The sequence below is a fragment of the Lignipirellula cremea genome (assembly GCF_056501455.1).
The window spans coordinates 5326591-5348825 of sequence record NZ_CM151415.1 but is presented as its reverse complement, the minus strand read 5'-3'; the positions used below and the strand labels follow the sequence as shown (position 1 = coordinate 5348825).

Here is a 22235-nt window from a genome sequence, read left to right as displayed (position 1 = left end):
CACGCTCTCTCCCGTAGAACCGGTAACCCCCTCGCGAACAGTCTTCAGGATTAGGAGAAGCGATGAGCATCTTCGGGAATTGGAATCGGACCGTCGGACGCGCTGCGGCGGGTCTGGCCCTTCTGGCGGCGCCGCTGCTGGCGTCGGCCCAAAACGAACAGGCGGGCGTCCCCCTCGCCGTGATCGCCATCGCTCCGACGGAGCGCCTCCTCGGCGCGGATGACGAGTCGGCCGGCGCGATCGGCTATCTCACCAAGCAGATGGGTCATCCCGACTGGGGGATGATGGCGAAGTTTCTGAGCGCGGGCTACCTGAAGCAGCTCGATCAGACCAAGCCGTGGGGCATCTACGTCCTGCCGAACATGGAAGAACCGGCCGCGGTCGCGTTCCTTCCCATCGCTGATGTGGAGAAAGTTTTCAACACGCTCGAAGGCCAGATTCCGAAGCCCGTCAAAGGCGAGGACGGCGTCTACTCCGTCGAAATGCAGGGCCAGACGGTCTACGCCAAGTCGTCGGAGGGCTGGACCTACGTTTCGAACAGCCTGCCCGCGTTCGAGAACCTGATCCCGCAGCCCGAAACGCTGATCGCGGACCTGTCGAAGGATTACCTCGTCGCGGCCGAGTTCCGCATGCAGGCCCTTCCCGAAGAGACCAAGCAGATGCTGCTCGGTCAGGTTAAGGAAGGCGTCGAGGCGGGTCTCGAAAGCCAGGAAGATCCCTCCGCCCGCGAGGCGAGCCGTCAGTACGGCGAATCGATCGTTCAGAACATCGAGCAGTTCTTCGAAGAAGGCGATAGCGTCATCTTCGGCTGGGGCGTGGACGAGCAGTTGGGCAACACGTTTCTGGACATGACCTTCACCGCGGTCGAAGGCTCCGAGTTCCAGAAGCAGATCGCCGCCTCGTTCGACGAGAGCGTGAAGTCGCGCTTCTCCGGATTCGCCGAAGAGGGCGCCGCGATCAAGCTCGTCGGCGTCGGCAAGATGACCGAGGACGACAAGGCGCAGACGAAGCTGATGCTGGGCGAATTCGCGCGTCAGTTCGACAAGGAAATCGACAACGACGAAGACTTCGAAGACGAAGCGTCCCGCGACGAAGTCAAGGCGATCATGAAGGAGATCATGGCCTCGGTGGAGAAGACCATCGATCAGGGCGTGACCTCCCTCGCCGCTTCGATGACGCTGAAGGAATCGGAGCTGAACGTGATCGGCGCCGCCCAGATCGCGGACGGCAAGAACCTGAGCGCGTCGCTCGAAAAACTGATCGAACTCTCCCGCAAACGGGGCGAACTGGAGAAGAACGACGTCACCGTCGAGAAGACGGAACAGGACGGCGTCACCTACCACGTCATCACGGCGCCCGTGCCGGAAGATAACGAAGACGCCCGCGAGATGTTCGGCGAAGAGGTGACGGTCATCCTGGGCTTCGCCGAAGAGGCCGCCTACGTTGCGTTCGGCACGTCGGCTCAGGAGAAGCTCGACGCCGCGATCGCCGCCTCCGAGGCGGCCGGCGAAGTCGAGTTCCCCTCGCTCGAGATGACGATCTCGCTCGCGCGAATCATGCGGTTCGCTGCGGATCAGCAGGAAAACGACGATCTCGCCGCGATCGCCCAGTCGCTCGAAGGTTCGAACGGCCGCGACAACGTCCTGCTCACTCGCGACCCGATCGCGAACGGAGCCCGGGTGCGCATTCTGGCTGAGGACGGCGTCCTCGCCGCGATCGGTCAGGCGATCGACCTCTATTCGGCCCGCGGCGACGACAGCGACTTCTAGTCGCACGCGGCGAAGCCCTCAAGCATTCGACGGTCGGCCTCCTCGCGGGGTCGACCGCTTTTCGTAGCGCCGCACACGTAGGCGGTGCGCCACGTGCGCCGCCCGCTTTGTCGGCCAGTCGAGGGATCAGGCCAGAATTCGGAGGACTGGCGCCTCGATCGAACTGGTATCGCGCCGCCCGGAGGATCCGCTTCCTCCGCCTGAGCCGCTCCCCGATCCGCCATCGCTCGGCGGCGAGGATCCGCCGCCCGAGAACACGACCGCGAGCGTCAAGACGGCGGCGAGAGCGATCGCCCCGACGACGCCGGCGACGATGATCAGCGGGTTGATTCCTTTTCTGCCCGACTTTCGTCCCGCAGCAGGTCGAGGGGCGGCGACCTCTTCAGCGACCGGCTGTGCGACGGTCGGCGTCGGTCGAACGACCGGGATCGCGGACGACTTCGCAGCAGGGGCTGCCGCCGGCTTCGCCGCGACGGGGGTCTTCGCGACGGCGATGATCGGGCCTGGACCGCTTTTCGTACCGGGCGAACTGCCCGAGCCGGACCCGGTTTGCGGTCGTGGAACCTCGATCCGCACGCCCGGCTGACTGGCCGGTTTGGTCGCAGCAGGCGCCGGAGCCTGTGCCGCCCGCGATGGGGCCGCGGGAGCCTTCGACACGGGCGCCTGGGACGCCGGAGCTTTGGCCGTAGGAGACGCGACCGTGGGAACGCTTCCGCTTCCGGATGAGCGGCCGCGCTGCGAATCGGACGGCGCCGACGCAGCTTGCTTTCCGCTTTCGGACGGCGTTTTGCGCCCGCTAGCGCTTCCGCGGTTGGCGTGACGATCGGCGGCGATGGCCGCGAACGCCGCGCGCTGTGCATCGAGAGGGGCGTTCGCGGCGCCTGTGGGAGCAGGAGAAGCGCCTGCCGGCGTCGGAGTTCCGTTCGAAGGTCGCTGCGTCCCGACGACAGGAGCCGCGGCGGCGGGCGTCGGAGGCGACTGCGGTCCGCTTCGGCCTGTCGCGGACTCGCGGGCGGCGATCGCCTCGCGTTCGATCTTCGAAGGCGGCTTGTTTCGTAAATCGGAAGACGATCCCGGCGACGATCCGCCAGCGACGCCGCTGCCCCCGTGCGACGCCGGTCGTATGCCGGATTCCGTCGAAGCCGTTCCCGTCCCCGCAGCGACGACAGCGGGATCCCATGCCTGCGACTGCAGGCGTCGCAGATCGGCAGCCACCGCGGCCGCAGTCTGCAGACGATCGTCCGGTCGCTTCTGGATCATCCGCCAGATCAGATCGACGAACGCCTGCGGGATTTCCGGTCGGAACACCCGCGGATCCTGGGGCATCCGCGTCTGGTGATTCAGAATTCGCTGGGCGAGCGTTCCCTCGGGAAACGGCGGCGATCCGGTCAGGCAGTAATAAATCGTGCAGCCGAGCGAGTAGATATCGGCCCGGTAATCGACGTTGTGGCTGTTGAGGGCCTGCTCCGGCGACAGGTAGTCTGCCGTACCGAGGACCTTTTCGTTGAATTCCTGCGTCAGCGAATGGTCGTCCTGGGCCGCGAACAACGCGAGCCCCAGGTCCATGCACTTCAGCGTGCCCTTGTCATCGACGAGGAAGTTGCCGGGCTTCACGTCGCGATGGACGAGTCCGTTCTCGTGCGCATGCTGCAGGGCCTCGGCGGCCTGAATCATGTAGCTCAGGCAGACGTCGAACGGCAGCGGCCCGTCCTCGCGCACCGCCTTCGCCAGATCGCGGCCCCGGACGTACTCCATCACGATGTAATGGATGTCGTCTCCCGCGGAGTCGATGTCGTAGACCTGGACGATGTTGGGGTGTCGCAGTTGGGCCGACGCCCGCGCTTCCAGATAAAAGCGCTTCAGCCGAGACGATTCGTCGTTCTTCTTGCGCGGCAGAACCTTGACCGCTCTGAACTGGTGCATGTGAACATGCTCAGCCAGATAGACGCTGCTCATGCCGCCCGAGCCGAGGAAATCCCGCAGGCGATAGTTGCCCAGGCGGAACCCTTTGTACTTCCCGTCGAGCAGCTTTTCCGCGTGCCAGGTCGTGATGATCCCGGCCTTGAGCAACCGCTCGGCGAGATCCTGCGGCGGGGTCGACTCTGGCAGATCGGCCGTTCCGTACTCGTTCGTCAAAAACCGCACCAGATCATCCTCGTCGATGAGGCCGCTCAGGCGCAGGATTTCGAGGAATCGGGGTAAGGACGGTACCGCCATGACGGAAGCAGCGCGGCGAAAAGGGTCGACCGATCGATACGAGATTCAATGAGCGTCGCGTCGACGACACCCGAAACGATACGGCGCGGATCGATGGCCGCAGAATAATGCGAAGGAAGAGCTGCGAACGGCGTGCCCGGAAGGATGTCGGCGAACGCGAACGGAAGCGGTTCGGCGCTGGTTCCCCGCGAACGGCCCTGATTTCCAGGCTCGGACGCCGCCCTGCGTCGCGACAGGCGATTCAGGAAAGGCGATCGAGCCCGTATGATTGTAGGGTACCTGAGCCGCCCAGGCGGCGCTCGTTGTGCGGGGTAATTCCTCGCGGGAGCGTCGTCAGCTTCGACGCTCGGCGCACGCTTTCGCGGGTCGCTGTTTCTCGTGCGCGGTTCTTCGGCAGGATCCTGATGACCTCCGTTCGCCTGTTCGTCACTCCCGGCTGCGACGTCTGCCGACGCGCCGAGGAGGCGCTCCTCGCCGAGGGGGTCCCCTTCGAGAAGATCGACGTCGCGCGAGAACCGTTGCGTCGACCTGTCGGCGTGACCTGCGCGCCCGCGATCGAAATCGACGGTCGCGTCCTGTTCAAAGGCGAGCCGAATCGCGTGCTGCTTCGGCGAGTCGTCGCGAACCGGGCGAGGTCGTCCGCAGGCGCCGACCCGGCATGACGTCTATCTCCTTGCATGGTTCAGTTCCGGATGTCGCGATCGTGGGAGCGGGCGCGATCGGTCTGTCGCTTGCCTGGGAGCTGGCGCGTCGCGGAAAGCGGGTGACGCTGCTCGATGCGGGCGAGCCGGGCCTCGAAAGTTCGTGGGCCGGGGCGGGCATTCTTCCCCCCTGCCTGGCTCCTGAATCGCATGACCCGCTGACGGCCCTTCACCGCCTGAGCATGGATCTGCATCCCGGCTGGGCGGAGCGGCTTCAAGCCGAGACGGGGGTCGACGTCGGATTCCAGCGATGCGGCGGCGTCTACCTCGCTTACGACCGGGGAGAAGCGGCTGCCCTGGCAGGCATGGCATTCGAAGCCGAAGCAGCCGGCGTTCCGGTCGAAACCTGGTCGAACGAAGAGATCGTCCGTCGCGAACCGGCGCTTCAGGAACTGCTCGCGCGCGAGAAGCCGCAAACGGCGAAGTTCTTCCCGGGCGAATGTCAGATCCGCAATCCACGCTTCGTAAGGGCTTTGCGGCTGGCGTGCGAGCATGCCGGGGTGAACGTTCGACCGAACGTGCGCGTGGCTCGGTGGGAAACGGAGAGTCGCCGACTCGTCGCCGTAACGAGCGCTCAGGGCGAACGGATCGCGGCGGAGGCGTTCGTGGCCGCCGCGGGAGCGTGGACTCAGCAACTGCTAGCGTCGCTCGGCGCGGCGCCGGAGATCTTTCCCATTCGCGGTCAGATGCTGCTTTACGAATCGCCCGAGCCCCGGTTGCGGAGCGTTCTGAACGTCGGATCGCGGTACTTCGTGCCGCGCGCCGACGGGCTGGTGCTGGTAGGAGCGACGGAGGAGGAAGTCGGTTTCCAGAAAGCCAACACGACGGAAGGAATCGCTGAGCTGCGGCGCTTCGCGGAGCGGACGCTGCCCTCTCTCACGGGCCGCGAGCCTCTGAAAGTCTGGGCCGGTCTGCGACCCGCGACGTTCGACGGCCTGCCCTACCTGGGGCGCGTGCCGGGGCTGGAGAATCTCTTCGTCGCCGCGGGTCACTTCCGGGCGGGCCTGACGCTCGCACCGGGTACGGCGGTCGTTCTGGCGGACGAGCTCTGCGGGCAGACGCCCGCAGTCGAACTGCAGCCGTTTCGCATCGGGCGCTGAGTCGAGAAGCCTCCCGCGGCCGGATCAGATCTCAGGCGGCGGCGTTTCCGCCATCTTTTCCAGGATGGCGACGACGAAGCTGAACAGCACGAAACCGACGCTCACGAAGATGCTCAGCAAGCCCCAGGAGATGCAGAAGTAGGTGCAGATCTTCGCGCGCTCGGCCAGCACTTCGGCGCCGCGCCAGTCGCCCGCCTCGACCTTCTTCTTCGCCTGTATCGCGAAGCTCATGCCCAGAAGACCGATCGGCATGCAGCCGCAGATGAAGCCTGCGAGGATCGCGAAGATCGTCCAGTCCTTCACCGGACGCGCGGGCGCCTCCTTGCTCTCGCGGCCCGCTCGATCGAACTCGCCGGTCTGGACGTCGAAACTCATGGCAGGGAAGCGAGAACGGAAGGTCTAGACCGCGCCCATCGAAGTTCGCATGAGTATAGCTGGCCGGAGTCAGGTTTCACGGCAGGCAGCCTGGACGATGCGAATCGCTCCTACAAGGTCGGAGCCGGGTCGGCAATGCCGTTCTCGGCGAAGCCTTTCGCGCGAAGCAGGCAAGAATCGCAATGTCCGCAGGCGACTCCCTCGGGCGTGGGATCGTAGCAGGACCGCGTGAGCGAGTAGTCGACGCCGAGCGCGAGTCCCTTCTGGATGATCTGCCCCTTCGTCAGGTCGATGAGGGGGGCATGCACGCGAAAGCCCGCCCCCTCGACGCCGGCCTTCGTCGCCAGGTTCGCCAGCCGCTCGAAGCAGGCGACATATTCAGGACGACAATCGGGATACCCGGAGTAGTCGAGAGCGTTCACGCCGACGAACAGGTCGCACGATCCGAGCGTCTCCGCCCACCCGAGCGAGTAGGCGAGGAAAATCGTGTTGCGAGCCGGGACGTAGGTGATCGGAATGCCGGTCTCGGCAGCCACTTCTTCCGCGGTGTTCTTCTTGGGAACCGCGAGGCTCGAAGTGAGCGCCGATCCGCCGAAGGCTCGAAGGTCGATGTCGACCGTGATCGTGCGTTCGACGCCCTGAGCGGCGGCGATGCGATGCGCGGCTTCGATCTCGATCGCGTGGCGCTGCCCGTAGCGAAAGGTGATCGCGTAGGGCTCGAAACCCTGATCCCGGGCAATGGCGAGAACGGTCGCCGAATCGAGCCCTCCGCTGAGGAGCACGACGGCTTTCGGTTTCGCTTCGGACATCACGGCTCCCAAACTGTCAGTTGATTTCCGCCCTCCTGGCGAAAATCAACCTCGCCAAGCTCAGAACAAGTTCTTTGCGGCTCGCGAAACCGCGGAGAATCCGCGATTTCGTCGCGGCATCCTGCCGCGATTAGCAGCTCCGTCGAGAGAATCGACGGGCTGCTAGCTGCCGAACGGAAGCCGGTGATTTTACTGGGCGGAAGCGATCTTTCGGAGCGGGCGAAGCTACGTCCCGTTCCGCCAGAGTTGCAGGCGTTCAGCGATCTCGAGCAGGTCAGGTCGATCCTTGGCCAGGCTGTCGCGGATGTGCGCGAATTCCAGGCCGTCGATCTCGCCGTAGAGCACGCTTTCGCGTTCCGCGTCGGAGACCGATGCCGGTCTCGCCGCCAGAACAGAGTTGAGCGCCGGTTCGAAGATATGGTGCAGCGCCGGACTGCCGCTGCGGAGCAGATAGAGCGCGGACGATCCGACGCGATACCAGGGAGGCGTCGCGGCACGAATCACGTCCGGAAGTTTCGCTTCGAGCGTCGGCTTCCAGTCGTCGAGACACTCGCCCGGATTGCTGCGGAATTCGGCGACGCCCGCTTCGATCACGCGCGCGGCGGACGTGCGGAGCGAGTCGCACAGATCGGCGGAGAGCGACTTTCCCGGTTCGAGCCACGGTCCGAGGCTCGCGCGGTCGCCGCTCACGGGCAGCACGAGACGATTCACGTCGCGGAGGAAGTCCGGGATGCGGGCGAGGATCCGGCGATGCACGAAGTCGTCGACCGAATCGCCCCCCGACGGCGCGGCGCCGTCGTCCGTACGCAGCGATTCGTACTCGCTCGAAAAGCTCTCCGCGACGATATGGAGTTCGCGCTGCAGATGTTGCAGGTGCTCCCGTCGCTTCCGCAGGTCGAGCGAAGCGCGGTTGATCGCGTCATCGATCGCCTTCGCCGTGTCGCGATCCCAGGCAGCGGCGATCGCCGCGGCGGCGAGCGTCTTGACAGCGTCGTCCGGCTTGGTGGTCGACTTCCACGGTGCGCTGCCGGGAGCGCGACAGGCCTGTCGCCGCACGACGTCGAGCTCTGCCGCGGCGCCGGTCGCGACCGCTTCGCGCGACGCCATGCGGTTCTGAACTTCCTGACGCAGCGCGTCGAGACGTTCCGCGAAACGGGTCAGCAGACGCAGACTTCCGACGACGCCGACGCCCGGCTTATCCGCGACGGTGCGAAGCCACTCAACGAACTTGGACCGCGCGCCTCCGATCCAGTTCTCGCAGGCCTTTTCGATCGCAGCGTCCATTCCGCCTTCTGCCCACCCCAGTTCCTTCTGGGTCCACGCCTGGTTCGCGAGGACGGCGACGTCCTCGCCGGCGAGGAGCGGAGCCAGATACGCGGCGGCCAACTCTTCGGCGCCCGCGCTGGGAGTTCTGCCGGCTGCATTGCGGAAGACGCCGTCCATCCGGGCGGAGGCTCCTTCGAGCGTCAGGCCGAGCTTGCGAGCCACTTCGACGACGACTTCGTCGAACCGCTTCTCGTCGATCCCTTCCGACGGACGAACGGACGGGGGAAACAGCGACGAAGCGTTCGAGCAGGACTTCGTGGCGCCGCGCCGGAGAGAACTTCCGAGCCAGTCTTCGGCGGCCAGGCGGCAGAGCATGCTCGTCCATTCCCGGGCGCGAGCGTTCGAGACGCGATCGAGCGAGACCGACGCGAAGGATCGAAGCAGACCCTCGGATCCGTCGCCGTCCGTGCGGCTTCGCAGTTCTTCGAGCCGCTCGGAAGACGAGAAGCGCCGCTGGATCTGAAGGCCTTCGGTGACGTCGCTGAGCCACTCGCGAAGCTCGTGCTCGCTTGCGTCCGGCTTGCAGGCCAGGACGAAAATGCTCGCCGCCAGTCGACTGCCGACGGCCTGGGAGGCGACGAAGGCTTCCAGTTCGTCGAGCGTCGCAATGGCGTTCGCCGCGCCGAGTTCCCGCTGCGTCGCCGTTCTTCCGCCGGTCGAGAGCAGCGCGGCGGAGATGTCGATTTCCTTGAGCGCGAATCGCAGACCCGCCAACTCCTTCAGCGTTTCGACCACCATCCCGGAGCCCGTGCCGCCGTTGATGCCGGCGATCACGACGATCTTGCCGCGTGCGCCGGCGTCGCGGAACTTCTCGACCGCGCTTCGCAGGGCCTCCGTCTTATCGGAGAGCGCCTGGCGAACGCTCTTTCGTTCGCCCAGGAAGATGAGCTGCCCCAGCGGACGCAGGCCTTCGACCCGCTGCGACCGAGGCAGGTTGTAGATCCAGCGGCGATTGACGTTGCGCAGCGTTTCCGCCGGCAGTTCCTGGTAGTCCTGCGAACGACGCAACGGCAACGCGAGAAACTCGCCTTTGTCGAGAGCCGCTTCGCCGTCGGCGATGCTGCCGGAGAGCGCCGACGAACCGTCGGAATCGATGGCCAGGAAAAAGTCGCAGCCGGCGACGCCGTTCTCGGCCTGGCGCTTCAGTCGCCGAAGAGTCTGCACCGCCAATCCGCCCAGGCCGATCCAGAGCGTCGGGTGCGGCGGGTCTCCCGCTTGTTGCAGCGCGTGGCAGGCGAACACGGAGGTTTCGCTGCTGCCCCGCTGCGTATCGCTTTCGGCGGCATCGGGCTGCGCAGCGTCCGGGTTCTGCGGACGTTCGAGGATCGATTCCAGCCGTTCGCGCCGGACCTTGGCGGCGTCGTTCCGCGTTTCGGTGAGCGCCTCCACCATATCGCGACAGGAGGCGAATCGCTTCGTCGGCTCTTTCGCGAGCGCTTTGCGAAGGACCGCGCGATCCTGCTCCAGCAGCGGACTCAGGTTCGGCGTGCCCGAGAGGTGCTGCGCCGCAAGCTTGGAGATCGTGGCGCCCGAGAACGGCAGAATGCCGGTCAGCATCTCCTGGTAGACGATCGCCAGGCTGTACTGGTCGCTGAAGAGCGACGGCGTTCCGTCGAACGACTCAGGCGACGCGTAGAGCGGCGTCAGGCCCCCCATCATCGAGACCGAGACGTCCTCCAGACGCTTCACCAGACCGAAGTCGGCGACCTTCGCATGATTGCCGGCGAGCAGCAGGTTTTCGGGTTTGACGTCGAGGTGCTGCAACTGCAGCTTTTCGCGCATGTAGTCCAGCGCGTCGGCGGTGTCGTGCAGGTAGCCGAGCAGTTCCTTCCTGGGGATGCCGGGCTTGCCGTCCTTGCGATACTGATCGAACAGATCCTTCAGGCTGCGTTCCGCCAGTTCGGTGACGAACAGCAACTGGTTGTCGATGATCTCGACCCGTTCGAGCGAAATCACGAACGGATGACGGAGCTCCTTGATCCGCTCGAGCGCCTTCATCTCGCGTTCGCCGCGCATCTCTTCGACGCGGCCGAAGACGATCTTCACGGCCTTGAGCAGGCCGCCGGGAGCGGTCGCCTTCCACACTTCGCCGTAACCGCCCGAGCCGAGCCGCTCGATCAGGCGGTAGCCGGGGATGATTTCGTCGTCCTGTTGCAGCGAAGTGGTCGGCATGGCACGGCAGTCCGGGAGGAAGTCGTGCAAACATAGGACGTACCTGCGAGGGCGCTGTTTTCGGGCAGGATCAGGAAATGTCCTGGATCGAGCACGAAGCGTCGGGCGTCGGATTGTGCCAGTCGTGCGGATGAAGCGGGTCGCGATGAACGTCGGTTTCGGGACGGACGAGTTCGGGTACTGTCCGACTCTTAAGATCGAGAAGGTTCTAAGGCCGCGACTATACTTCCGTCGTACCCCGTCTCCGCTTCTCCTTCACCGAGCGGCAGCGGTCGACAACGCGCGGGAATGAGATGAGCGTGATCAAAACCCTGATGAGTTCGTTGTTCGGGCCGGAGGCGCCGCCGGAGCCCGCCGCCCCCGCGGTCGATCACTTCAGCGTCTCGAAGTCGGTGTGGTACGACACGCTGACGTCGGCGATCATGCGGCAGCATCTGACGCCGACATCGGTCTGCGTCGACGTCGGGTGCCATATGGGATCCGTGCTCGACGACATGCTGCTGTACGCCCCCCAGGGGACGTTCTTCGCATTCGAGCCGCTGCCCGATCTGTTCGCCGATTTGCAGAAGCGCTACACGCAGCCGAACGTACGGCTCTCGAACGTTGCCCTCTCGAACGAAGAGGGAACGGCGACGTTCAACTACGTCATGACGAATCCGGCCTACTCCGGCCTGGTGAAGCGACGGTACGACCGTCCCTTCGAGCAGGACATGACGATCACCGTTCAGACCGCGCGGCTCGACCGGATCCTCGCCGACGCCGGTTCGCCGAAGGTCGACGTGATCAAGATCGACGTCGAAGGCGCCGAGTTCCTCGTCATGCAGGGCGCCGAGCAGACGATCAAACGCGACCGTCCGCTGGTGGTGTTCGAACATGGCCTCGGCGGGACCGACTGCTACGGCGTCCGGCCGGAGCAGGTCTACGAACTGCTCGTCGAAGGTTGCGACCTCAAGATCTCGTTGCTCGAGGACTGCCTGCTCGGACGCGATCCGCTCACTCGCGACAAGCTGGTTGACCAGTTCGACGCGGGCAAGAACTTTCAATTCGTCGCGCACCGATAGGGTTGGTCCGCTTACCGATATGGCCGCCGTGAAAAACCTGCTGAACGCACTTTTCGGCCGGCAGTCCCGCGCCGCGCGCCAGCCCCAGGTCGTCTTCTCGTCGGTCACGACGGTGAAGTGGTACGACACGCTGACGCTGATCGTGATGCGCCAGAAGCTGGCGCCCGATTCCGTCTGCGTCGACGTCGGCTGCCACATCGGCAAGATCCTCGACGAGATGATGCGGCTGGCTCCCCAGGGAACGTTCTTCGCGTTCGAGCCGCTGCCCGACCTGTATGCGGGATTGCAGGAGCGCTACACGCAGCCGAACGTTCATCTGTCGAACGCCGCCCTCAGCGATAAACAGGGTTCGACGACGTTCAATCACGTCATCACTAATCCTGCGTATTCCGGCATCGTCAAGCGAAAGTACGACCGGCCGCTCGAAGACGACGAAACGATCACCGTGCCGACCGCGCGACTGGACGACGTGCTTGCAGCGGCGGGCGTGCGGAAGGTCGACCTGATCAAGATCGACGTCGAAGGCGCCGAGTTCCTAGTCCTGAAGGGCGCCGAAGCGACGCTGAAACGCGACAAGCCGATAGTCGTGTTCGAGCACGGCCTGGGCGGAACCGATTGCTACGGCGTCAAGCCAGACGACGTCTACGACCTGCTCGTCGATCGTTGCGGCATGAAGATCTCGCTGCTCGAGAATTTCCTGCTCGACCTTCCAGCGCTCACGCGGGAAGAGCTGAACGATCAGTTCTACAGTCGCAAGAACTACTACTTCGTCGCCCATCCCTGATCGGGGGCCGACCGTTCGCGTTCCGGCGCCGAACCGACTACAACGGAAGAGGTCGCGAAGCGATTCGCGACCTCTTTTCGTTCCGCTCCTCCCGCTCTCCCCGAGGAGTCCTGCCGGTCATGAGTCGACGGACCCGAGGCATCGCGCTTGCCTGCTGGATGGGCGCGATCTTTTCGCTCGCAGTTTCCTTCGTTCGTTCCGACGAAGCGGCTTCGGTTTCAGGCGATCGACCGAACCTGATCGTGATCCTGGCCGACGACCTCGGCTACGCCGACGTTTCTTCGTTCGGCGGCACGGACCTGAAAACTCCGCACGTCGGCCGGCTCGCGGCGGAAGGGATGAAGCTGACGCGGTTCTACGCGAACTGCTGCGTCTGCTCGCCGACCCGGGCGAGCCTCCTGTCCGGGCGCTATCCCGAACTCGTCGGCGTGCCGGGCGTCGTCCGCACCCATGCGGAGAACAATTGGGGTCGGCTTCATCCCGATGCCCTGCTCCTCCCCGCGATGCTCAAGCAGGCAGGCTACCGCACGGGCATCGTCGGGAAATGGCATCTCGGACTCGAGGCGCCCGACCGTCCCACGGATCGTGGCTTCGACGAGTTCCGCGGCTTTCTCGGCGACATGATGGACGACTACTATGACCATCGTCGGCATGACGTCAATTACATGCGCGACGGCGAAGCGACGATCGATCCCGAAGGCCACGCGACCGACCTGTTCGGAGACTGGGCGTGCGATCTGCTCGACGATTGGGCGAAGGAGGAACAGCCCTTCTTCCTCTATCTGGCGTTCAACGCGCCGCACACTCCGATCCAGCCCCCTGAAGATTGGCTGGCGAAAGTCCAGGCGAGCGAGCCGGATCTCAGCGAGCGACGTGCGAAGCTGGTCGCGCTCATCGAACACATGGACCATAACGTCGGACGCGTGCTCGACCGCCTCGATCGTCTCGGCCTGACCGACGACACGCTCGTGGTCTTCACCTCCGACAACGGCGGCGACGTCGGCCCGGGCGCGAACAACGCGCCGTGGCGGGCGGGAAAGGGAACGATGTACGAAGGGGGGCTGCTCGTGCCGGCGATGATTCGCTGGCCTGGCCGCATCGATTCCGGCAGCGAATCCGCGGCTGCGTGCGTCACGATGGATCTGCTTCCCACGCTGTGCGATGCCGCCGGCGTGCGAGTCGAGCAAGAGATCGACGGCCGCTCGCTGCTCCCCCTGCTGACCGGGCAGGTCGCGGAACTGCCGGATCGCGATCTGTTTTTCGTGCGCCGCGAGGGAGGCGGCGAGTTCCTGGGATTGGAATCCCGGGCGGTACGACGCTGGCCGTACAAGCTGGTGCAGAACCGCCCCTTCGAGCCCTATCAGCTATTCGATCTCTCGCGGGACCCGCAGGAGACGAAGAACGTGGCCGCCGACATGCCCGGAAAAGTCCGCGAGCTCGCAGCGGGGCTATCGCAGCAGATTCAGCGCGGCGGCGCCGTGCCGTGGCAGGCCGAGGGGTCGGAGAGCGTCTCGCCTTAGCGAGAAGTCCGCACGGTGGAAGGTGCGACGATCAATCGGAGTCAGTTCAGCGTGCGGGCCGCCGCACGGATTCAGCGACCCCTCTTTTCGCCCTTCTTTTTCCGACAGGATCGACCATGGCCCGTCGAAACAGTCGCCCCGTTATGGGCGGGGTGTTCCTCGTGATGGGACTTCTGATGGCGCTCACGGCGCTGCTGGACGCAGCGCGCGGCGTGGAGGGGGGAGTCTCCGCCACGCTCTTCGTGCCGGCGCTGCTCGCCCTCCTCTTTTTCGCCGGCGGCGTCTATCTGCTAGCGAACTCCCGCAGGCGAAAACGCGGACGATGAAGGCTCCGGCGGTTACCCCTTCACGACAGTGAAGTAGCTCTTCGCCGCGCGATCGAACCACTCGGACTTCATCTCGGGCTTCAAGCCGTGGAAGGTGCAGTAGTTCCGGATCTGCAGCAGCAGATCGCGGGGCTGGCATCGACGCAGGGGACGCCCGTGCGGCTTGTAGTGCCGCTCGACCAGGTCGTCGACCGCCTTCTCGTTGAAGGGGATGCTGAGTTCCTTGGCGAAGACCTGGAACAGGTAGCGGAACTCTTCGAGCGACGGATCCTCGACCTCGATCTTGTACGGAATGCGGCGGAGGAACGCGTCGTCCGCCAGGTCCGCAGGGTCGAGATTGGTCGAAAAGATGATCAGTTGCTCGAACGGAACCTGGATCTTCTTGCCGTTCGCGAGCGTCTGATAGTCGACGCGATTTTCCAGCGGCACGATCCAGCGATTGAGCAGCGCCTGGGGTTCGACCCGTTGACGACCGAAGTCGTCGATCAGCAGGCAACCGCCGTTGCTCTTCATCTGGATCGGCGCTTCGCTGATGTTGTTCGTCGGGTCGTGACGAATGTCGAGCGCGTCGAGCGTCAGCTCGCCGCCGACGACGACCGTCGGGCGAATGATCTTCACCCAGCGGCGATCGTGGCCGGCCGATTTGATCAGGCTGTTGTCGGCGTCGGACCTGCGCACCTCGTGGAACGAGGAGTCGAACAGCTTGATGATTTGACCATCTTCGACGAGGGTATGCGGGACCCAAATGTCGGTGCCGAAGCAGCGCGTGATCCGCTTGGCCAGCGTCGTCTTGCCGTTGCCGGGGAATCCGTACAGGAAGAGTCCGGCGCCGGAGTTCACGGCCGGGCCGAGGTTGTCGAACATCGCCTCGTCGACGACGAGACCCTTGAACGCCTCGACGAGCTTCTTCTTGCGGATCGGCTCTCCGCGAACGGACTGCGCGTGGACCGAGGTGATGTACTCGTCCAGAGGCACCGGCGCGGGACCGACGTAGGCACAGGCCCGCATCGCCGCGCGGGCGGTTTCGCGACCCGTATCGGTCAGGGTGTAGATGTAGTCGTTCAGCGCGGCCGAACCGGCGTGCGAGGCGAGTTGCCGCGTTCGAAGCGCGCGGAACGTCTCTTCCAGGATCGTCAGGTTCAGGCCGAGCCGGTCGGCGATCGTGCGACCTGCCTGCGATCCGACGCCCAGCAGGTACTTAAGGACGAGCGTTTCGACGAACGTGGCGGAGAGCCCCGTTTCTTCCAGTCGCTTCGGCTCGCGAGGAAAGAAGGCGTCGTCGCGCAGAATATCGGCTAGCAGTCCGCTGGCGGCGCTCGCGGTCGCTTCGGCGTTGACCATAGGTCGTAATAATTCGAGTAAGGCGGCAGGCTCGACCGCCCGATGCGATCATCGATGGGGTCGTCGGAAAAACTTAGGACAGGGAATGACCGCGGGCGGCGGAATCGTGGCAGCGGGTCGTACGCACCTCTTCGTAGTGGAGCGGCAGCGCCGGGCGGTACGTCTTCGGAACGATGCGCTACCTCGCAATCGGTACGACCGTCGCGATCGATACGGATGCCTTCGCCGTCCGCGCACGAAAAAAGGCCGCCGGATACGATCCGACGGCCTTCGCGTTTCAGGGGTGCGAGACTTCGCGTGATTCGCGGTCAGCGTTCCGCGGCCTCGGGAAGTTCGCCTGCGACGGCGTCAGGCTGTCCGCCCGCCGCCTGGGCGTTCAGCACGCCGCCGGTCGCGAACCAGCCGGTCTCGTCCGAGAAGATCCGCGTTCCCGAGGGGGCGAAGTACTTCTGCACCACGTCGAACGTCGGCATCTTCTCGCCGTCGATTTCCTGCTTGCGAACGACGCCCTTTTCCTTGGGGCCGAGCGTGCGGTTCAGGAACTTGCCGAGCAGCGTCTGCGACTCGGGCATCTTGCCCGTGCGAACCAGTTCCCACGTCGAGCGAAACGATTCGGAGTTGCGGTTGAACAGGCGCCCGACTTCCTTGCCCCCCTGGAGACCGTCCAGCGCCTTGCCGACAGCCTGAAAGTCCGGGGTCGCGGTCAGCGGCTGCTTGTTGCCGGAGACGATGTCGCGAAGCAGCGTGAAGTCGGACGAGACGATCAGGTAGCCGTTCCAGACGGTGATCGACCAAGTCGTGAAGAGCTTTTCGCGCTGATCCTCTTCTTCTTCGGGAGCGTCGCCGAAACCGCCGAACGCAGGGATCTCCGGCTCCTGGACGCTGCCCTCTTCCTCGTTGACCATGCGCCAGACGATCTGTTCCCCGATCAGTTCCTTCACGGCGGTCGGGTCGCGACCCATGGAACGATCGATGGCCGTCTTCACCGCCGCGGCATCCGTCAGTTGGATCGCGGCGGCGAGGCGCTCGCTGTTCGGCGTGATCGGCTGCACGACGTCGCTGAAGAGCGCGACTCGATCGCCGAGGTTCGCCACGATCTCTCCGCGGAGGTCGATCTTGGGGCCCGAGGGATCGTCGCGGAGTTGTTCGACCACGGCGTCGAAGATCTTGTCTTCCGCGATATCGTCGACGAGCAGCTTGGAATGCTCGAACGCGTCCTTTACGTTCCAGCGGAAGTCCGCGTTCAACGAGACGTTGTCCGGCACGAACGGGAGCGGGTCCAGCTTCGGCGAAGCGGGGAAGTCCAGCATCTGGGCCGCCTTCGTGAAGGGACCGGGGGCGTAGACGTAAGTCCGGTGAAGAACGTCGAACTGAGGCGCGTTCAGCTCCACGACGCCGCCGACGCCCTGGATCGCGTCGAAACCCTGCCGGCGAAGAATCACGACCAGGTCATTCTTCCGGGGACGACGGTTCGGGTCGAGTTCCCGAGCGACTTCGGCGTAACCCAGCGGATCGACGAACCACTTCACGTGCGGCTTGCGACCCTGCACGGCGACCTTCTTCATCGCCTGGACGTAGGGAACGTGCGCGGCCAGCGAGCCGGCGCCCTTCTCCCAGCGACCGAGCATCGCCACCAGTTCGTTGGCGTTGTCGCCCGCGACGAGCGTTCCCTTATGGATCAGGTAGTAGAGGTCGCGTTGCGGATGAACGCCTTCCTTTGCAGGAATCGCGTGCCGCGTCGCCGGCATGCCCGCGATCGTCGCCTCGGACGACTTGGCGCCGTGCTGCGCCGCGAGTTCCCGTCCGATCTTCGCGACCAGAGCCTCGGCGGCGGCTTCGTTGCCGGTGACGTCGACGATGCCGAGCGTGGCATGTTCGGTCGGAACGTTGCCGGGTTGAACGATCGCGAGCGCAATTTCTCCCCGCGCGACCTGCACCAGATCGTTCCAGGAGATGCCCAGGCGGATGCTCGACTCGTCGAGCTTCTGGGTCACCTGCGCCCGCAGGTCGTCCGCGAAGTCCTTGACCGCCGGATCTTCCAGCATCTTGCCGAACTGCGTGGCTTGAAACCCCTGATCCAATGCGGTGGGGTCAGGAACGCCGACGTACGCCTTCGACGTCATCGGAAAGAGATAGTCGCTGGGCGGCGTCGCCCATCCCACGAGCGGAAAGATCGCCAGCGTCGCCGAGGCGAAAAGGACCGCGAGCCTGAAGCGTTCCACGAGAGAGGACTCCTTTGTCGAAAACCCGTTATCGCGTCGTCGTCCCGTCGCCGGGAAAGCGACCGGTTCGACCCGGCGCTTCGATCGGGTTCATTGCGGACGGACCCACGGACGCTCGTTCGTGCGAGGCTGATTCGGAAAACCATGTCGCTCCCCGGCTTACGTCCTTGCGAGGCGAAGCGTTCGGAGAGCGGCAAGCGCATGCCGGTCGCATCGATCGAGCGATCGGGCGGGATTATAGCGAACCCCGGGAGACGCGGTAAGCCGAACATTCTCCTGCCCCTACAGCGTCCGGGGAGCCGTTTGACGTCCCGATCGCCGCTCGATTCGACCGATACCTCGCCGCTACCTGATGCGATAGGATGGCGAATTCGGCGGGCTCCCGCGATCGACGGCGCATTCATGCAATTCGCTCCCCACCGCAATCTGTTCTTCGATCCCGTTCACGGCTACATCCCGTTCGCCTCGCGCCGCAGCACGAACGATCCGTCGTGCGAAGGCAGCCTGATCGACTCGCTCTGGGTCCAGCGACTGCGTTCGATCCGGCAGTTGCAGACCGCCCACTGGGTCTTTCCCTCGGCGGAGCATACGCGGTTTCAGCACGTCGTCGGAGCGATGCATCTGGCGAGCCGGATGTTCGCGTCGGTCGAGCCGAGCCTCCGAGCGACCTGCCCCGACGCGCCCAGTTCCGGCTACCTGGAATCGCTGCTACGCGTCGCGGGACTGCTGCATGACGTCGGGCACGGACCGTTCGGGCACTTCTTCGATACGTACTATCTCGCCGATTACGGCCTGACGCACGAAACGCTCGGGGCACGCATCGTCGTCGAGGAACTCGGCGATCGCATCGTCGGAATTCGCCGAACCCCGTCGCGAGAGTTGGAGGCGGGCGAGACGCTCGACCCGCAGCAGGTCGCCTGGCTGATTCAGCGTCCCAGGTCGCAGTCGGAAGAGACCGGCGTGCCGAAGTGGCTGCGGTTTCTGCGCAGTCTGCTGTGCGGCATCTACACGATCGACAACCTCGATTTCGTGATGCGCGACGCGTACATGACAGGCTACAGCACGAAGGCCTACGATCTGGAGCGGCTGCTCGAATACACCTTCTTCACCGACGCCGGGCTCACGATCCACGACCGGGGAATGGACGCCCTGCTCCGCTTCATGGGCGTTCGCGGCGAACTGTTTCGCGCCGTCTATTTCCACCGCACGGTTCGAGCGATCGACCTGACGCTGGCGGATTTGTTTCTCGCGTCGAAGCGGCTGCTCTTTCCCGGCGATCCGCTGGAACATCGTATCGAGTACCGGCGATTCACCGACTTCGCGCTGCTGGCCGAAGTCGAGCGCTGGGAGGACGAACCGGGCGAACGCGGCGAACTGGGCCGGCGCTGGCGGAGGCTGCTGGAACGGGAGGTCGAGTGGAAGCTGGCGGCGCAGACGAATCTCGTGTTCCAGGCCGAGGTTCCCGAGTCGAGCAGCATCTTCAGCGACCCCGACTTCGTCGACCGAAAGCTTCGTGCCGCCCTGCCCCGGGAGAAACGCGACATTCCGCTCCGAGTCGACGTCCCCCGACATTCGTACCGACCGCACGCTTCGCAGGCGTCGTCAGGGCAGAACTTCTACTACGATTCGTCGCGGGACCGGGTGCGACCGCTCGATGCGCATCAGCTCTTCCGCGAACTTCCGGTCGTCCATCGCATCTGCCGGGTCTACGTCCAGGACCGTTCGCACGGAGAGGTCGTAGCCGCAGCGCTCGAACGCGTAGCCGGCTCCCGGCTGGATGATCCGACCAACATGTAGTAGGGTCGAGCGCTCTTCGTTTCGCTCTTACGGTCCGTTTGCATCGCCGCCCTGCCCGCCATGTCGCACGAGTACTACCAGAATCCGCTGATCGCTCGCTACGCTTCGCGCGAGATGTCCCGCGTCTGGGGAGACGATCATCGGTTTCAGACGTGGCGGCGGCTCTGGATCCTGCTGGCCGAGACGGAGAGGGAACTCGGACTGCCGATCACGGAGTCGCAGATCGCCGAGTTGCGCTCCGCAGCCGATGACATCGATTTCGAGCGGGTGAAGGTCCTGGAGAAGGAGCTTCGCCACGACGTGATGGCCCACGTTCACGCCTACGGGGAGCGTTGCCCCGGCGCGGCGGGCATCATCCACCTGGGCGCGACGAGCTGTTACGTCACCGACAACGCCGATCTGCTGCTGATTCGGGAGGGCCTGACCCTGATCGCGAAGCGGCTGGCGACGGTGATCGGCCTGCTGGGCGACTTCGCGAAACGGCATCGCGACCTCCCCTGCCTCGCCTTCACGCATCTGCAACCGGCTCAGCCGACGACGGTGGGCAAGCGGGCGACGTTGTGGGCGTACGACCTCGTTCTCGACCTCGAAGAAATCGAGCGGCGTCTGGCGACGCTCAAAGCCCGCAGCACGAAGGGAACGACCGGAACGCAGGCGAGCTTCCTGGAACTGTTTCACGGCGACCACGCCAAGGTGCGGGAACTCGAACGCCGCATCGCGACCAAGATGGGCTTCGCCGAGTCGTACGCGGTGACCGGACAGACCTACTCGCGCAAGGTCGACGCTCAGGTCGTCGATGCACTTTCGGGTCTGGCCCAGAGCGCCCACAAGATGTCGACCGACATGCGGCTGCTCTCCAGTTGGCGGGAAGTCGACGAGCCGTTCGAGGAGAAGCAGATCGGCTCCTCCGCGATGGCCTACAAGCGCAACCCCATGCGATCGGAGCGCGTCTGCGGCCTTGCACGGTTCGTCATCTCGCTCCAGTCGAGCCCCGCGAACACGCTGGCGACGCAGTGGATGGAGCGCACGCTCGACGACAGCGCCAACCGACGACTGGTCCTGCCGCAGGCGTTTCTGGCGGCGGACGCGATCCTGGTTCTGCTCCAGAACGTCGCTGCCGGGATGACGGTGAACCCAGCGATCGTGGCGAAGCGCCTCGCGGAGGAGCTTCCGTTCATGGCGACGGAGAACCTGCTGATGGCGGCGGTCGAGGCGGGCGGCAACCGTCAGGATCTGCACGAAGTCATTCGCCAGGCGTCGGTCCGCGCCGTCGGATCGATCAAGCGGGGCGAGCCGAACGACCTGCTGGATCAGCTCCGCGCCGATCCTTCCTTCGCGAAGCTGCCGCTGGAAGATACGCTCGACCCGCGGAAGTACGTCGGTCGAGCCCCCGAGCAGGTCGACGAGTTTCTGGCGGAGATCGTCGCGCCGATCCGGCAGCGGTATCCGGACACGGCGGGCGAAGCGCGGGTGGACGTCTGATCGCGAGCCGAGCTTTCGGAAGCGACTAATCGCGTTGCAATAGCTCTTCGACGGTCAGCCCGATGTCGCGGGCGATCTTACGTAGCAACGTCGGCGAGATATCGTGGCCGGCGTGAAACGGGACCGTCGTCCCTCGTCCGTCCAAATGCCGATATTGTCGGTGCGAGCCGCGCTGCCGCACCTCTTCGAAACCGAGCCGAAGCAGCAGCGTGGCGACCTCACGCGGTTTCAAGACCGGTACGGAGCCCATCGACTACGCGACCTGGATCGTTCGGATTCCGACGAATTCCGATTCCAGCGTCGGATCGCCCTCTTCGAGAAGCATCGCGATGACTTCGCCAAGATTCTTCTCGAGTTCGTCGATCGTGGCCCCTTGGCTATGCGCTCCCGGCCAACCGGGCACCGATCCTACAAGAATTCCGGTGTCCGGATCTCGCTCCACGATCACGTCGAATTTCCGCATGCCTTCGACTCGCTGCTAGCTTCGGATAAGGCGCTGATTCGACCGGACGCCTGCTGCGGCGCCTCAAATCATGTCGACCTTGCGTCGAACTCGCCGACGGGCCTTCTGGCATTCGTCGCACAGGCCGGTGACGATCAGCTTGTGACCGCCGGCCCGGAACTGGTGGCCGTCGGAGATCTTCTTGATCAGGTCGGTCAGCTCGTCGGACTGAAACTCGATCAGCTTCTCGCACTCGGAACAGTAGAGATGATCGTGGGCGGGGTAGCCGTAGTCATGCTCGTAGACGGAGCGCCCGTCGAGTTCGAACCGACGCAGCAGGCCTGACTCCACTAGTTCGTTCAACGCCCGATAGATCGTGGGCCGGCTGACCTGTCCGCGGAACTCGCTACGGGAGAGCTCCTCGATCAGGCCGTCCGCGTCGAAATGCTCGTGCTTCTTGAAAACGTGCTCGATCAAGGCCTTGCGCTGGCTGGTGATGCGCTTGCCGCGGCTCTGCAGGAACTCCTCGAACCGCTCGAGAGGGGTCAGCGAGACTTCGACGGAATCGAGCGAATTGGCGTCGTGCATGAATCCGCGCAGCGGAAGAAGGCGGTCGACCCCGTTCCTTCTCGGCGGGAAAGCGACTTGCAAGGGATTTTAAGTCCGCCTTGCAGCCGGGACAAGCGCGCTCTCGAAGCTCGGCAGGTCGACGAAAAAACGGCGAGCGATTTCGCCCGCCGTTTCGTTAGATGCAGGTATTCGGGTCGGCGTTCCGCCCGATCGAGGCGGTC

At 64.8% G+C, this 22235-nt stretch carries 18 protein-coding genes; 9 read left to right on the top strand and 9 right to left on the bottom strand.

The features are described 5' to 3' along the window. The first annotated feature begins 62 nt into the window (after positions 1–62). Positions 63–1769: a hypothetical protein gene (locus SH602x_RS20900; RefSeq protein ID WP_479474138.1), complete on the top strand. Its 1707-nt coding sequence runs from the start codon at positions 63–65 to the stop codon at positions 1767–1769. A 126-nt stretch (positions 1770–1895) separates the two neighbouring features. Here the strand turns inward: SH602x_RS20900 and SH602x_RS20895 are convergent, their stop codons facing one another. Next, a complete protein-coding gene (locus SH602x_RS20895) occupies positions 1896–3986 on the bottom strand; it encodes a serine/threonine-protein kinase (RefSeq protein ID WP_479474137.1) in 2091 nt (696 codons plus the stop codon). Between the two features lie 404 nt (positions 3987–4390). On the opposite strand from SH602x_RS20895, the gene SH602x_RS20890 reads away from it, so the two are divergent. Continuing rightward, positions 4391–4648 (top strand): glutaredoxin family protein, encoded by a 258-nt coding sequence (locus SH602x_RS20890; protein WP_479474136.1) that lies wholly within the window; start codon positions 4391–4393, stop codon positions 4646–4648. Further along, positions 4645–5787, top strand: a complete 1143-nt coding sequence (thiO, locus tag SH602x_RS20885; protein WP_479474135.1) for a glycine oxidase ThiO — start codon at positions 4645–4647, stop codon at positions 5785–5787. Before SH602x_RS20890 ends, thiO begins: the two co-directional genes overlap by 4 nt. 24 nt (positions 5788–5811) lie before the next feature. Here thiO and SH602x_RS20880 read toward each other — a convergent pair whose 3' ends face one another. From SH602x_RS20880 to SH602x_RS20870, 3 genes are all read right to left on the bottom strand, one after another. After that, positions 5812–6162, bottom strand: coding sequence for a CD225/dispanin family protein (locus tag SH602x_RS20880; RefSeq protein ID WP_479474134.1), 351 nt, complete (start codon positions 6160–6162; stop codon positions 5812–5814). A 110-nt stretch (positions 6163–6272) separates the two neighbouring features. Then, positions 6273–6971 carry a 7-cyano-7-deazaguanine synthase QueC gene (gene queC, locus SH602x_RS20875; RefSeq protein WP_479474133.1) on the bottom strand — a complete coding sequence of 233 codons (699 nt, stop codon included), beginning with the start codon at positions 6969–6971 and terminating at the stop codon, positions 6273–6275. Between the two features lie 225 nt (positions 6972–7196). After that, positions 7197–10469 carry a protein kinase domain-containing protein gene (locus SH602x_RS20870; RefSeq protein ID WP_479474132.1) on the bottom strand — a complete coding sequence of 1091 codons (3273 nt, stop codon included), beginning with the start codon at positions 10467–10469 and terminating at the stop codon, positions 7197–7199. Positions 10470–10762: 293 nt separating this feature from the next. On the opposite strand from SH602x_RS20870, the gene SH602x_RS20865 reads away from it, so the two are divergent. The 4 genes from SH602x_RS20865 to SH602x_RS20850 all read left to right on the top strand — a co-directional run bounded on the left by SH602x_RS20865 (position 10763) and on the right by SH602x_RS20850 (position 14160). After that, the gene (locus SH602x_RS20865; RefSeq protein WP_479474131.1) at positions 10763–11530 is read left to right on the top strand and encodes an FkbM family methyltransferase; all 768 of its coding nucleotides are present in this window, start codon (positions 10763–10765) and stop codon (positions 11528–11530) included. A gap of 28 nt (positions 11531–11558) precedes the next feature. Further along, a complete protein-coding gene (locus SH602x_RS20860) occupies positions 11559–12314 on the top strand; it encodes an FkbM family methyltransferase (RefSeq protein WP_479474130.1) in 756 nt (251 codons plus the stop codon). Between the two features lie 119 nt (positions 12315–12433). Next, positions 12434–13834, top strand: a complete 1401-nt coding sequence (locus tag SH602x_RS20855) for a sulfatase family protein (RefSeq protein ID WP_479474129.1) — start codon at positions 12434–12436, stop codon at positions 13832–13834. Between the two features lie 116 nt (positions 13835–13950). Beyond that, positions 13951–14160 (top strand): hypothetical protein, encoded by a 210-nt coding sequence (locus tag SH602x_RS20850; protein WP_479474128.1) that lies wholly within the window; start codon positions 13951–13953, stop codon positions 14158–14160. Positions 14161–14172: 12 nt separating this feature from the next. Here SH602x_RS20850 and SH602x_RS20845 read toward each other — a convergent pair whose 3' ends face one another. Together SH602x_RS20845 and SH602x_RS20840 are read right to left on the bottom strand one after the other, a co-directional pair. Beyond that, entirely contained in the window at positions 14173–15501 is a 1329-nt protein-coding gene (locus SH602x_RS20845) for an ATP-binding protein (RefSeq protein WP_479474127.1), read from the bottom strand. 308 nt (positions 15502–15809) lie between these two features. Further along, complete coding sequence (locus SH602x_RS20840; protein ID WP_479474126.1) at positions 15810–17723, bottom strand: hypothetical protein; 1914 nt, start codon at positions 17721–17723, stop codon at positions 15810–15812. A gap of 402 nt (positions 17724–18125) precedes the next feature. Here SH602x_RS20840 and SH602x_RS20835 point away from each other — a divergent pair, with 402 nt between their 5' ends. Together SH602x_RS20835 and purB are read left to right on the top strand one after the other, a co-directional pair. Continuing rightward, positions 18126–19520 (top strand): HD domain-containing protein, encoded by a 1395-nt coding sequence (locus tag SH602x_RS20835; protein WP_479474125.1) that lies wholly within the window; start codon positions 18126–18128, stop codon positions 19518–19520. 60 nt (positions 19521–19580) lie between these two features. Continuing rightward, positions 19581–21002: an adenylosuccinate lyase gene (purB, locus tag SH602x_RS20830; RefSeq protein WP_479474124.1), complete on the top strand. Its 1422-nt coding sequence runs from the start codon at positions 19581–19583 to the stop codon at positions 21000–21002. A 25-nt stretch (positions 21003–21027) separates the two neighbouring features. Here purB and SH602x_RS20825 read toward each other — a convergent pair whose 3' ends face one another. From SH602x_RS20825 to SH602x_RS20815, 3 genes are all read right to left on the bottom strand, one after another. Then, entirely contained in the window at positions 21028–21252 is a 225-nt protein-coding gene (locus SH602x_RS20825; protein ID WP_479474123.1) for a type II toxin-antitoxin system HicA family toxin, read from the bottom strand. 3 nt (positions 21253–21255) lie between these two features. Next, the gene (locus tag SH602x_RS20820; RefSeq protein WP_479474122.1) at positions 21256–21465 is read right to left on the bottom strand and encodes a type II toxin-antitoxin system HicB family antitoxin; all 210 of its coding nucleotides are present in this window, start codon (positions 21463–21465) and stop codon (positions 21256–21258) included. A gap of 63 nt (positions 21466–21528) precedes the next feature. Further along, positions 21529–22032 carry a Fur family transcriptional regulator gene (locus SH602x_RS20815; protein WP_479471183.1) on the bottom strand — a complete coding sequence of 168 codons (504 nt, stop codon included), beginning with the start codon at positions 22030–22032 and terminating at the stop codon, positions 21529–21531. Positions 22033–22235: the final 203 nt, after the last annotated feature.